We start from the raw sequence: 12,874 nt of genomic DNA, 5'->3' as shown, positions 1-12,874 counted from the left end.
GCGGCCGGGCGCCAAGCCAGTTTCATGGGTCGGTCTATGAGAGTCACAGTCGAGCGAGCGGCATTGTTGAAGTCGCTCGGGCACGTGCACCGCGTCGTCGAGCGCCGCAACACGATTCCCATCCTCTCGAACGTGCTGCTCCGGGCCGAACCGGACGGCCTGCGCCTCAAGGCGACCGACCTCGACATCGAGGTCACGGAGACGATCCCGGCCGACATCACGGATCCGGGTGCGACGACCGTCCCGGCGCACGTGATCTACGACATCGTCCGCAAATTGCCCGAGGGCGCGCAGGTCTCGCTCGAGACGACCGGCGATACCTCCCAGATGCAGATCCGGTCCGGGCGCTCGCGCTTCATGCTGCAGGCGCTTCCCGAGAGCGATTTTCCCGATCTCGCGGCCGGCGATCTCCCGCACCGCTTCTCCCTCGGAGCGACGGATCTGCGCCGCCTCATCGAGAAGACGCAGTTCGCGATCTCGACGGAGGAAACCCGCTATTACCTGAACGGGATCTACTTCCACACGATCGAGTCGGAAGGCGAGACGGTCCTGCGGGCCGTCGCGACGGACGGCCATCGCCTCGCCCGGGTCGAGACCGCGGCCCCTGCCGGAGCCGAAGGCATGCCCGGCGTGATCGTGCCCCGCAAGGCCGTGGCCGAGATCCTCAAGCTTGTGGAGGATGCCGGCGAAAGCGTCGGGATCGAACTCTCCTCCGCCAAGGTCCGCCTTACCTTCGGGGGCGTCGTCCTGACCTCCAAGCTCATCGACGGCACCTTCCCGGATTACCAGCGCGTGATCCCCGCCGGCAACGACAAGCGCCTGACCGTCGAGCGGGACGACTTCGCGCGGGCGGTCGACCGCGTCTCGACGATCTCCTCCGAGCGTGGCCGCGCGGTGAAGCTCGCCCTCTCGGAGGGACGGTTGGTCCTCTCCGTGAACAATCCGGATTCGGGCTCGGCGACCGAGGAGCTCGAGGTCGATTACGACGCCGGAAATCTCGATATCGGCTTCAACGCCCGCTACCTGCTCGACATCACGGCTCAGCTCGATGGCGACACGGCTTTGTTCCGGCTCGCGGATCCCGGCTCGCCGACGGTGGTCCAGGACCGGGATGGAGCCCCGGCGCTCTATGTCCTGATGCCGATGCGCGTGTAGGGCCCGCTGGCAGGAATTTCGTTTGCGGCGTAACGGATGCCCTGACCGGTCGAGGCATTCCGGTCGGTCACGAGGCCAGCTTATGAGGTGACCGCGCAGGTCCTGCCCGGCACGGCCCGCGCAGAGGTCATGTCCATGGCGTTCGATTCATCCCCGGCGACGGCCCGGGTCACGCGGCTCATCCTTCAGGATTTCCGTACCTATGCGGCGCTCGACCTCGAGGTCGATCGGCCCGTCGTCGCGCTGGTCGGCGAGAACGGGGCGGGCAAGACCAACCTGCTCGAAGCCCTGTCCCTTTTCGCACCCGGGCGCGGCCTGCGTCGGGCCGATTTCGGCGACATGGCGCGGCACGACGGGCCGGGCTCGTTCGCGGTCTCGATCACCCTCGAGGGCGCCTTCGGGGAGCATCGTCTCGGCCATGGCATCGACCGCCCGGACCTCGACGGGCGGCGGTCCCGCCTCCTGCGGATCGACGGTACGCCGGTCTCCTCCCCGGCGGCCTTCGCGGAGCATCTTCGGATCGTCTGGCTCACCCCCGATGTCGACGGGCTGTTCCGCGGCCCGGCCGGCGACCGCCGCCGGTTTCTGGACCGCCTGGTCCTCGCGGTCGATGCGGATCACGGCGCCCGGACGGCGGCGCTCGAACGGGCGTTGCGCTCACGCAACCGCGTCCTGGAGGAGCGGTTCGAGGACGTGCTCTGGCTCGACGCCCTGGAGCGCGAGGTCGCGGAACTCGGGATCGCGGTGGCCGCCGCCCGGCGCGAGACCGTCGATCGCCTCTCGGCACTGATCCTCGCCGGGCGCAACGACGCCTCGCCCTTTCCTTTCGCAACGCTCGCGCTCGAGGGCGAGATCGATCGGCTCGTCGCAACCCTGCCGGCCGTCGACGCGGAAGACCAGTATCGCGCGATGCTCCGGGAGGGCCGCGCGCGGGACCGGGCCGCAGGCCGGACGCTCGCCGGGCCACAGGCCTCCGATCTCCTGGTCCGGCACGGCCCGAAGGACATCCCGGCCGAGATGGCCTCGACGGGCGAGCAGAAAGCGCTGCTGATCGGCCTCGTGCTGGCCCATGCACGGCTCGTCGCGATCATGACGGGGTTGGCGCCCCTCGTCCTCCTCGATGAGGTGGCGGCCCACCTCGACCCTCGACGCCGGACGGCTCTGTTCGAGACCCTCGCGGGCATCGGCGGGCAGGTCTGGATGACCGGCGCCGATCCGGCTCTCTTCGCGGATCTCCACGACCGCGCGGATGTCTGCCTCGTGACTCCGGGCCACGTGAGCCTGCCGGATCGCATCTGATCGGTTTTCCAATTTCTCGGGTCCGCAAAACGGCGAAGGTCGCGGCGGGCCTGTGGCGCGGACCGCGTGCTGCCGCTCGTGTTCAGATCCCCTCTCGCGCCTCCGCTCTGGGCCTGCCGAAGCCTTGCCGGAAGCACTGCGCGGCGGGCGCGGCACGGGCTGACGCAGCGGCCGCCGTCACGGCGCGCCGAGCCACTGTCCTTGTTACAAAAAAGCGTTCACAATCATGCACTTTTCGGCGTTTTTGCAGGCCCGCGGCCGTGCAATTCGGGCCCATCGTGACTAAATAGAAAAGACGACGAATCAGCATCGTTTTCCCCTCATTCGAGCGATGCCGCTGTGCGCCGTTTTCGCCGGTGCCGCACGAAGGAATGCTATTTCATGGCCGAGCCTGCCAGAGACATCAATCCCGCGACCTATGATGCCGGGTCCATCACGGTCCTCAAAGGACTCGACGCCGTGCGCAAGAGGCCCGGCATGTATATCGGCGACACCGATGACGGGTCGGGCCTCCACCACATGGTCTACGAGGTTGTAGACAATGCCATCGACGAGGCTCTTGCCGGCCACGCGACGGAGGTCACGGTCACGCTGAATGCGGATGGCTCCTGCACCGTGACGGATAACGGCCGCGGCATCCCGACCGACATCCACCCGGGAGAGGGGGTCTCGGCCGCCGAGGTCATCATGACCCAGCTCCACGCCGGTGGTAAGTTCAACAACAACGCCTACAAGGTGTCCGGCGGCTTGCACGGCGTCGGCGTCTCGGTCGTAAACGCGCTCTCGAGCTGGCTGCGCCTGCGCATCTTCCGCAACAGCCAGGAGCACGCGATGGAGTTCCGTGACGGCGTTCCCGTGGCGCCGCTCGCCGTCGTCGGCCCGGCCGACGACCGGCGCGGCACCGAAGTGTCATTCCTGCCCTCGCCCGCGACCTTCACGATGGTGGAGTTCGACTACGATACGCTCGAGCATCGCCTTCGTGAGCTCGCCTTCCTGAATTCCGGTGTCCGCATCGTCCTTACCGACAATCGTCATGCGGAACGCAAGCGTGAGGAACTCGTCTACGAGGGTGGGATCGAGGCTTTCGTGCGCTATCTCGATCGCACGAAGCAGCCACAGCTCAAGAAGCCGATCGTCATCAATGCCGAGCGCGACGGCATCGGCGTCGAGGTCGCGCTGTGGTGGAACGACTCGTATTACGAGAACGTCCTCTGCTTCACGAACAACATCGGGCAACGCGACGGCGGCACGCATCTTGCGGGCTTCCGGGCCGCGCTGACGCGTCAGGTCACGGCCTATACGGAATCGAGCGGCGCCGCGAAACGCGAGAAGGTTTCGCTCTCGGGCGACGACATCCGCGAGGGCCTCACCGCGATCGTCTCCGTGAAGGTCCCGGATCCGAAATTCTCCTCGCAGACGAAGGACAAGCTCGTCTCGTCGGAAGTTCGGCCTGCCGTCGAGGGCGCCATGAACGAGGCGCTCGGAATCTGGCTCGAGGAAAATCCCGGCGAAGCGAAATCGGTCATCGAGAAGGTGATCGCCGCCGCGGCAGCGCGCGAGGCCGCGCGGCGTGCGCGCGAGCTTACGCGGCGCAAGGGTGCGCTCGATATCGCCTCGCTGCCCGGCAAGCTCGCGGATTGCCAGGAGCGCGATCCGTCGAAATGCGAGATCCTCCTCGTCGAGGGTGACTCAGCGGGCGGCTCCGCGAAACAGGGGCGCGATCGCAAGTTCCAGGCGGTGCTGCCCTTGCGCGGCAAGATCCTGAACGTCGAGCGCGCGCGGCGCGACAAGATGCTGTCGAGCCAGGAAATCGGTACGCTGATCACGGCGCTCGGCACGGGCATCAGCGAGGAATTCAATATCGACAAGCTGCGTTACCATCGCATCATCATCATGACCGATGCCGATGTCGACGGCTCGCATATCCGCACGCTGCTGCTGACGTTCTTCTACCGGCAGATGCCCGAGGTCATCGAGCGCGGGCACATCTATATTGCGCAGCCACCGCTCTATAAGGCGACCCGCGGCAAGCAGTCGATCTATCTCAAGGACGAGCGTGCGCTCGAGGATTATCTCATCGATCAGGGCATCGAGGGTGCAGGTTTGCGCCTCGCCTCCGGCCTCGTGCTCGAGGGCGAGCAGTTACGCAGCATCATCGAGGAGGCGCGGCTGATCCGCCAGGTGCTGCAGAGCCTGCACACGCGCTACGACCGCACCGTGGTCGGGCATGCCTCCGTGACCGGCGCGCTGCGTCCGGAAATCGCCGAGGACCCCGTCGAAGGCCCCGCGCATGCGGCCGCCATCGCCGAGCGGCTCGACATGATCGCCGAGGAGTTCGAGCGCGGCTGGACGGGCGAAGCCCGCGACGGCGGCTACGTACTCTCGCGCACGCTGCGCGGCGTGCGCCAGGACATGACGCTCGACGCCGCGCTGATTGCGAGCCAGGAGGCCAAGAAGCTCGACGAGCGCGCCGAGTCGCTGCGCGAGATCTACGGCCAGCCGGCCTTTCTCGTGCGCAAGAGCGAAGAGCTGCAGATCAATGGGCCGCTTTCGCTCTTCGACGCAATCCTCGCGATCGGCCGCAAGGGCCTGCAGCTCCAGCGTTACAAGGGCCTTGGCGAAATGACCGCCCAGCAGCTCTGGGAAACGACGCTCGATCGCGACGTGCGCTCGCTCCTGCAGGTGAAAATCAAGGACACCGCGGATGCGGACGATCTCTTCGTGAAGCTCATGGGCGACGTCGTCGAACCACGCCGCGAGTTCATCCAAGAGAATGCGCTGTCGGTGGCGAATCTGGACGTGTGATTGTGGGTTTGTTTGTCCCGGCGACATCATCGTTGCGCCCAGGATCCAAGCCCTCCGAATTAATTCGGAGGACCACAAGATCGACTTTGTGCATAAAGATACAGATACATGGGCGGTCCGATCGGACCGCCCATTTGCTCTACAGACAGCTGCTGGCGAACGTGGATTCGTCCTCACGGGAGTCACCCGAAGCATTCCCGTCAGAAACAATCCGCCTAGGTACGCGGATGCATACAAGAGGGGCTGGATTCGAGCTCAGCCCCCACGCCTCTCGTTTGCGCCCCTTTGAGCCAAAACACACACTTCTCGATGGATACGGAGCCGACTCGCCTGCTGCCCCTCGATTTTTGATGATGTGTTGATACGCTGCCAATCCAACATCCCCATTCGGAAGCTTAGGCCGCATCAGGACGCTCAGGATCCAGTTCCTCCTGCTCAAGTGTGAATGGGCTCTCGCCAGATAGGTAATCCGATAGGCTTGCGACCGCACTGCCAAGAGATGATCTGGGGCGCGTGATGGGCACATCGGACCGGCTTCCCCTCGTCTCCGCGAGTTCCCGTGACATGAGGTGCGGCCTCAGTCCCGGCATCATCCGCTCCATCGTCTTGAAAACCTCGATCCCTCCGGCATCGATGTCCGACCAGTGGAACCGCGGGACGTCAGCCGGGACCTGCGGGAGGAGCGCGGCCATGGATTTCCGGAATCCCAGGCTCGGCTGGCCTGCCGTGTAGATCACGAGGTCTTCACCCTTGCGGTTCGCCTCGATGGCGTGGCGGTGGAACGAAACGAAGTTCTCGATAGTGAGGACGACGCGCGGTCTCCGCGAAAGGGACAGGGCGCCCGCCGCCTCGTGCGGGATCGCCACGTACGGGATCGACGGGGAGATCGGTGTGCCCTCCAGGGCGACGGGTCCCGACACGTGGAATGGGATCGACACCTTGTCGAGTCCCATTGCAGAGAGTGCCTCCCGAGGCTTCCCGGCGGGCACCTCACGGACGAAGGAAACCGCCCTCAGCAGCGCCGCCTCGTGACGCTCGACGATCTTGCTCGCACCGCCGATGCGCCGCGAGAAGGTGCGGTAGTCGAGTCCCTCGTGGTCGCCACGCCCGATCGCGTCGGCCATCCTGAGGATCGCGTCGACCAACGTCGTGTCGCCCTCCGGTATTCCGTACCAGTCTCGGTTCCGTGACCAAGCACTCTCGATCTCACCGAGAAGGCTCGCCTGCCATTCCGGGCGCACGACCTGCCTGTGACCGTCCAGGGCCTCGCGGACGCGTTCCGAACTCGGTCTCCGGCCCAGGTGGCGGTAGAGGGCGTCGGGATCCCGAAGCGACGCGTGGCTGATCGTGCCGCGGTCGCGACGGACCCCGAACTTCAGCGTCACCGCGCCCGTCTCCGCCGCCCTTTTCAGTCCCTGCTCGAACTCGTCCGCATCCCGGGCCAGCGGGAATGCGGAACGGTCGACCCTGACGAGGAGGCGCGTAGCCGATGGATTGCCCTCGAGCCTGTCCAGGAGGTCGTGCAGCGCGGCCTCAGCCGTCGGGAAACTCCTGCCCATGCTACTCGGCGGCCGCGAGCAGTCCCTCGATGTGATCCCGGGTGAAGCGGGACGGGTCGATGTCGGCGAGCTCGTCGCGTGTGCGTTGCTTGATCACGTCCACCCTCGCGAACGACTGGTCCCCTGACTTCCAGATGTCGACGATCGTATGGGCATAGCGCTCCATCGATCGCCGCCCCCCATCCGGCCCGCAGATCAGGAGCTGCAATCCGAGATCGAGGCAGAACCGCACCACCTGGAGCCGGACCGCCTCGTCCATGTTCGAGAAGGCCTCATCGAAGACCGCAAGGCACAGTCCACCGTCGTCCTCGCCGAGGCGGGACCGGGCGCCCCCGTAGTAAACGGACGACAGGGCGGACAGCAGGGTGACGTAGTAAGGCGTCTGCAACTCGGCGCCGGACCCGGTGTGCTTCCGCTGTGACCACGTGACGACGCGGCCTGTGTTCGTATTCCTGATCTCGATCTCGAATACGAAGTAGCGCGTGTAGTCCTCGTAGGCAGCGATGTCGACATCCTCCGCGAGAAGGACCGATTGCACCACCCGGAGATCGTCGGCCAGCTTGTCGCCGTCGTCGACCTCACCCTTGAACAGCGGCATGTTCGTGAGTTCCAGCTCGCGCTGCCTCTCCACGATCCGATGGAAGGGTTCGTAGCCCGGTGCCCATTCCGACTTGATGTCGTAAATCTCCTCGAGGAGGGTGTACTTCTTCAGGACGTCGCGGATGTCCGCGAGTTCTGCACGCACCTTGGCGAACCGGGCGGCCAGCTCGTTCACGAAGCTGTTGCGGAAGATGTCGTTGGTCCTCGTGCGGGCATCGTTCAGCTCATGCTGGTAATGCACGAGGGTCTCGTTCTCGATCTCCTGGGCCCGCTCGACCGCCCAGGGGCGTACCTTGGTCAGCAGGATCCTGAACAGGTCGGCCTCGAAGGTGTCCTCCGCGCCCAGCGCGGTGATGCAAGCCCGTGCCTTATCACGACCGGTCATGCGTTCCTCGAGGGCTTCATCACGCGCATTCCTGCTCCGCTGCTCCGCGTCATCCGCCAGCGAGGTCAGTCCCTTCACCTGTCTGCGGCGCTCGTTGTAAGCCTTCAGACAACCGGGCGCGGCGAGGTTCTTCCTGCCGCGACGGAAGTTGTTGAGCTGGAACCGCACGTGCATTCTCGAGCCGAGCGCACCATCGCCGGCCTCGATCATGTCGTGCGCCTGCTTGATATCCCTGTCCAGCTCCCAGGCCTGCTCCCGGAGGCCTTTCTCCTCTTCTTCCGAGGCTTGAAGTCCCTGCTTCAGCTCGGACAGGTCCCTATCGATGTCCGAGACGTCGGCTCTCTCCAATTCGCCGATCTCAGCCAAGATCCGGACCCGTTGCCGATCGATCTCCGAGGACTTCGTCAACATCTCGCGGAATAGCACCGGGGTGCCGTCCGCGTCGCGGGGAAGGCGGCCTGACCACTCCCTGAACTGCGTCACGGCCCCCTCGAGCCTGCGCAGGTAGTCGAGTTCGCGCCTCAATGTCCCCTCGATGAGGAAATTCAACTTCTCCAGCCTGGTTGCCGCCTCCTCGGCGGTCGCCATGCGTGCCTTGGCCCCCAGCTTGCGTCCATCGCGGAGGTCCTTGACGTCAATCACCACGCCGTCGTCGTAGGTGCCGTCGCGCATGATCCATCGGCCCGGTCGATCGAGGTCCGGCCTCGCCTGCGCGAGGTTGATGCGTCCTGTCCGATGGACGAGGAAGGCCCTCGCCAGCCGATCATCGGAGTGCATGACCGATGCAAGCGTGCCCTTGTCTGCGCTGTCGGGCATGTCCTTGAGCTTGCGGGTGTTGGCGATTCTTACGCGACGGTACTTCGCCCGCTCGTTCGAAAGGATGTCGGTCGCCGCCCGGTTGTGCTCTGGGTCCACGAAGATGGTCTCCCGGTCGATGCCGAGATAGCCTTCCGCCGCGACCGCCCAATCCTCGTTCACGACCTCGACCAGTTCGGCGAGGACCCGCGGGCGCATGCCCTCGGCCGTGAGGCGGTTGACCATGGCCTCGACGTTCGGCTCCAGGACGAGACGCCCGGCACGCGCGGCCTCCACCTGCCGTTTCAGAGTCTCGCGCTCCTCCACGGCCTGATGGAACTGCAACGACTTCTCGTCGAGCAGCGGGATGGCGGGGCGCATGGCGGCTTCAAGGGACTCCTCGATCATCGGCATCAGGAGATCCAACCTTTCCGCTGCGCGCGATGGCCAGCGCTCGCCGTGCTTGGGCAGCAGGTGCCGCGCTTCCTCGATGAGTTCCAGAAGCCTGGCGGCACCCTGCTCCTTGAAGAGGAGGAAGCCCTCGAGGCCCTTCATGACGGCGGGGGCAGTTTCCGTGCCGGGGGAGATCGCAGTTCGATAATCGTTGTCGAGGACCTGGATTCGTGACTTGAGCAGGGCCTGACGGTCCTCTGAGAGCCTTTCCCGCCGTCGCTGCTGCAGTTCGGCGATCTCATCCCTGTACCGCCCGATCTCGCTCGTGCACTGCGCGAGTTCGCGGGATACCTTCTCGAAAGACGCCCTCCTTTCCGAGCGCTTCCGGCGTTGCGCCCGGTAGGCGCCGAGCGCCGCTGCAAGGCGGGCGCGGAGGGCGATCCACTTCTCCCGGTCCTCGGTGAATTCCAACTCCTGGAGGTTGTCGAGGGTGCCGAGGAGGTCGCGGAGCTGGTCGAGGTTCGCACCTAGCCGCTCGACCGTCTCTGCCGCCTCCCGGTACAGCCTGATCGACTCCCGGAGCGAGGTGACCTTGATAGGGTCCTTTTCGAGCAGGTACTCGCGGACGAAGTCGGTCGCCGACTCCATCTTCATCAACGTGACGGCGTTGATGAACGTCTTCACGAACTGCACCTGCGAGGAGGTCCGGCCCCGTGGGAACAAGGCGTGCATGTATTCCTTCACGTAGTCCCCGGCCCGGTCCAGGTCCCTGAACTCGATGAGGGTTCCGCCAGCGTCGGCGACGATGCTGCCGACCCGCTTCCCGCACTCCGACCACGGCTTGACGATCTTCGCCCCTCCCTGTCCGTCTGTCACGAAGTCCGAGGTCGTCAGCGCGATGCCCTTGGCGATAAAGCGGATCGGCACGTGGACGGCATTCTCCGACTTCCTCGCCTCGAGACCGACGCCGATGGTGACGGGTGGCCTCACTCCCTTAGGGTCCTCGAAGGACAGCATGACGTAGGTGATCGACTCGTCGCGGATAGTGTCGGTGACCGACAGCCGACCGAGGGAATAGGCATGCGCACTGCGCCTGTGCTGTCGGTCTGCCCCCTTCTGCGATGCTATGCGGTTCAATTTCATCTTCGACTCGTCACACCCGGTCATCACGACCTGGATGGCGTCGAGGATGGTGCTCTTCCCGGTCTTGTTCTCGCCGGCAATGCCAATCACGTCGCCCGTGACGGGGAGGTCGGTCAGGGGGAACAGGTGCCAGTTGATCAGGCCGATGTTGCTGAGATGCATGTGAATCGCCCCCTTCAGCCTCCCTCGTCCGCAGTAGCGGCAGTGGCTTCCCCCCACTCGCGATAGGCCTCGGCCTGCGAGCGCCGCGCCTCTGCATCCGCGATGTTCAGGAACCGATTGATCCTGACGAGGGTGTCCTCGCCCGCGAGCAGCCTCACGAACGGCCTGATCGAGATGCCGTAATCGTCCGACTCGGCATCGAACTCGCCGACGTTGACGATGCTCTTATGGCTGAATTCGCCCTTTAGCATCTCGAGCACCCTCTCGACCTTGATGACCGGACCCTGCCCGCGGACAAGGCGGTCCTCGATGTCGAGCCAGAGCTCGTTCAGCGTGGTGATGGCGTTCGCCCACAGGTCGAGGTCGCCGCGTTCCATGCACCTCGTCCAGTGAAGCGCGAGGCACAGCAGGACCAGGGTCTGCGTGGGGGACATCTTCGGGGTGGTGACCTCCTCGATTCGGGGGATCACGCCGTACCATCCCTCGGATTCGTTGAACTCGAGATCGTACCCGGCGAAGTCGAAGTGTCGGGCCACGATAGTCCGCAACGCGGGGTTCTCGAGCACCCGGCGGACGGCGCTCGCCCGTTCCGCGGCGATGCAGAAGAACTGCCGATGAGTGAGATGGTGGATCGCCTTCCTCACGTCGGGAAGGCGGTCACCGATGATCGCGGTATCCTCCTCACGCAGCATGGCTGCCCCCTTCGTTCCTTCTTTTGATCAGGAAGTTCTCGCACCGCATGTACGGGTTGTCGATCAGCGTTCCCGGGAGCGGCTCCAGCCGATATCTCCTCCGCAACGTCGGCGGCAGTTGCCTTCGGCGCATCAGGAGCAGGACCGCATCGAGGGCCAGGAAGTCGTCGATGTCATCGATCACGAGACGGTCGGCCGCAACCTCCTCGCGATCGCCGAGCGCGGACTCGAGGAACTCGCCGAGGCGTTCGTCGTCCGGCCAGAGGCGGTGCAAGTGCCGCGACTTCAACTCCTGGAGGAACAGGTCGACCGGGTCGGCCATGCGGACGACGGCCTCCGCTGCCTGGACCCCGACACGTTCCCGCCGGGGTGTCCCGTGGAGCGCCGGGCCGAAGGGCCGGACGGAGTCCGCCAGGTAGCCGTCGACGAGCGGCTGGTCAGCCTTCCCCTCGTTGCGGCCGATCCAGGCGACGAGCCTGTCGACCGTCTCCTCGGAGCGCCTGCCGAGATCCATCCGCCTCTTGTTCTTGTAGCGGAGCATGTTCCGGATGCGGCCCTCGAGCTGAACCTGGAAGGTCCGGATGCGCTCGAACATCTCATCGATGTGGCCAAGCATGGCGAGGATCGTGGAAAAGTCGGAGTCGACCCTGGCGATCCCAGCCTCGATGGCCGCCTGCCGCTCCACCTCCCACTCGTCCGTCCTCTTGATCAGATCGGGGTTGTCGTGCTCGGCGTAGGCCCTGCCGACGGCCCGCAGGACGGCGGGGTCCGAGGAGAGCCTGCGCACCGCGACGAGCGTCTCGCTCTTGTAGCGGTAGGGATGGTTGCTCTCATGCAGCGCGGCGAAGTCCTTGAGCAGGAGGCGCTCCACGAAGCCCTTGACGAAGACATGGAGACGGGCCTGCTGGCTGTCGCCGGCGGCCATCTCGGCCTTGATCCGCTTCAGGTCGGAGATGATCGCCCGCAGGTGCCGCACGAAGGACTCGAGGCTGCGGCGCACATGGTCCAGCGAGAGGGCGTTGCGGTAAGGCTCCCGCGTGATGCCGTCGAGCATCAGGTTGAGCTGCACCAGCGTACCTGAGAAGTGAAGCGAGAAGCCCTCCCGGATGCGGTACAGGGCCTCGAGTAGCGCGAGGCCGCCGGGCGTCATGTCTACCGTGACCTGGACGCCGAACTTGTCCTCCTCAAGCCATCCGCTCTCGATGAGGTAGTCATAGTGGAGACGGGCCCTCTTCAGGATCTCGTCGCCGATCTCGACCGCCGCCTCATTCCCCCTAGCGACCCGCATCCTGCGGCGGCCGCGGTGCTCGACCTCGGGAATCTCAGCGAGCGGAGCCTCGTCATCGGCGAGGTCGGGCCGGGCCCTCAACAGATCGTAGATCTCAGCGATGACCTCGCCCCTGCGAGGGAATCGCGGGGCGTCACGGTAGAACTTTTCGTAGACAACGGTGAGGATTACTTCGTAGAGGTACTTGTTTCCCCGACTGAACGGCAGAAAGATTTTGTCGCTGAGATGAACGAATAGAGGCACTGGGCCGCATCTCCGCGCCGCGGAATGGCGGCTCAAGATTCTCATAACACGTGTTCTATCCAGTCGGATGTAGAACGGCCGGCATACTCGTCGAACTTGGTCCCGCTTTTCAAGAACTCAATTGGACCTACAATCCTGTGGACGTTGCGGAGCCTCCGTCACTCGGGATTTCGGTGACGCTGCTACCCTACAAAGGGCGCGAAATTTCGCGACAGGAAACACTACCTCGATGCGATACATCAGCGAAATCGAATGATCACTTGGAACGGCATGTCCACAGAAAATGCCATCAATCGCCTACTCCACGTAGCGAACTCCGCTCAAACCTTTCACGAGCAGATGTGATATCGATTAG

The 12,874-nt window shown here is 64.9% G+C and carries 7 protein-coding genes; 3 read left to right on the top strand and 4 right to left on the bottom strand.

Going from position 1 to position 12,874, the window contains the following annotated elements; translation table 11 throughout:
- Positions 1–36 precede the first annotated feature (36 nt).
- The 3 genes from dnaN (at position 37) to gyrB (ending at position 5,259) form a co-directional block, all read left to right on the top strand.
- Positions 37–1,155: a DNA polymerase III subunit beta gene (gene dnaN / locus BN1233_RS13045; protein WP_046864034.1), complete on the top strand. Its 1,119-nt coding sequence runs from the start codon at positions 37–39 to the stop codon at positions 1,153–1,155.
- Positions 1,156–1,290: 135 nt separating this feature from the next.
- Positions 1,291–2,454 (top strand): DNA replication/repair protein RecF, encoded by a 1,164-nt coding sequence (gene recF / locus BN1233_RS13040; protein WP_046864522.1) that lies wholly within the window; start codon positions 1,291–1,293, stop codon positions 2,452–2,454.
- A 381-nt stretch (positions 2,455–2,835) separates the two neighbouring features.
- Complete coding sequence (gene gyrB, locus BN1233_RS13035) at positions 2,836–5,259, top strand: DNA topoisomerase (ATP-hydrolyzing) subunit B (RefSeq protein WP_046864033.1); 2,424 nt, start codon at positions 2,836–2,838, stop codon at positions 5,257–5,259.
- A 395-nt stretch (positions 5,260–5,654) separates the two neighbouring features.
- Here gyrB and BN1233_RS13030 read toward each other — a convergent pair whose 3' ends face one another.
- The 4 genes from BN1233_RS13030 to BN1233_RS13015 are packed head-to-tail and all read right to left on the bottom strand — an operon-like array spanning position 5,655 to position 12,519.
- A complete protein-coding gene (locus BN1233_RS13030; protein ID WP_046864032.1) occupies positions 5,655–6,818 on the bottom strand; it encodes a Wadjet anti-phage system protein JetD domain-containing protein in 1,164 nt (387 codons plus the stop codon).
- A gap of 1 nt (position 6,819) precedes the next feature.
- Positions 6,820–10,296 (bottom strand): SbcC/MukB-like Walker B domain-containing protein, encoded by a 3,477-nt coding sequence (locus BN1233_RS13025; RefSeq protein ID WP_046864031.1) that lies wholly within the window; start codon positions 10,294–10,296, stop codon positions 6,820–6,822.
- A 14-nt stretch (positions 10,297–10,310) separates the two neighbouring features.
- A complete protein-coding gene (locus BN1233_RS13020) occupies positions 10,311–10,988 on the bottom strand; it encodes a DUF4194 domain-containing protein (protein WP_046864030.1) in 678 nt (225 codons plus the stop codon).
- The gene (locus tag BN1233_RS13015) at positions 10,978–12,519 is read right to left on the bottom strand and encodes a Wadjet anti-phage system protein JetA family protein (protein ID WP_046864029.1); all 1,542 of its coding nucleotides are present in this window, start codon (positions 12,517–12,519) and stop codon (positions 10,978–10,980) included. The genes BN1233_RS13020 and BN1233_RS13015 overlap by 11 nt, the downstream gene beginning before the upstream one ends.
- Between the last annotated feature and the right edge of the window lie 355 nt (positions 12,520–12,874).

Source organism: Microvirga massiliensis (genome assembly GCF_001006805.1).
GTDB classification, from domain to species: Bacteria; Pseudomonadota; Alphaproteobacteria; order Rhizobiales; family Beijerinckiaceae; genus Microvirga; species Microvirga massiliensis.
The sequence above is the reverse complement of the archived record's forward strand: the minus strand, read 5'-3'. Positions and strand labels throughout refer to the sequence as shown.

Coding starts and splice junctions, on each gene's coding strand:
- dnaN (WP_046864034.1), top strand. CDS start 37: ATGAGAGTCACAGTCGAGCGAGCGGCATTGTTGAAGTCGCTCGGGCAC.
- BN1233_RS13025 (WP_046864031.1), bottom strand. CDS start 10,296: ATGCATCTCAGCAACATCGGCCTGATCAACTGGCACCTGTTCCCCCTG.
- recF (WP_046864522.1), top strand. CDS start 1,291: ATGGCGTTCGATTCATCCCCGGCGACGGCCCGGGTCACGCGGCTCATC.
- BN1233_RS13030 (WP_046864032.1), bottom strand. CDS start 6,818: ATGGGCAGGAGTTTCCCGACGGCTGAGGCCGCGCTGCACGACCTCCTG.
- BN1233_RS13020 (WP_046864030.1), bottom strand. CDS start 10,988: ATGCTGCGTGAGGAGGATACCGCGATCATCGGTGACCGCCTTCCCGAC.
- gyrB (WP_046864033.1), top strand. CDS start 2,836: ATGGCCGAGCCTGCCAGAGACATCAATCCCGCGACCTATGATGCCGGG.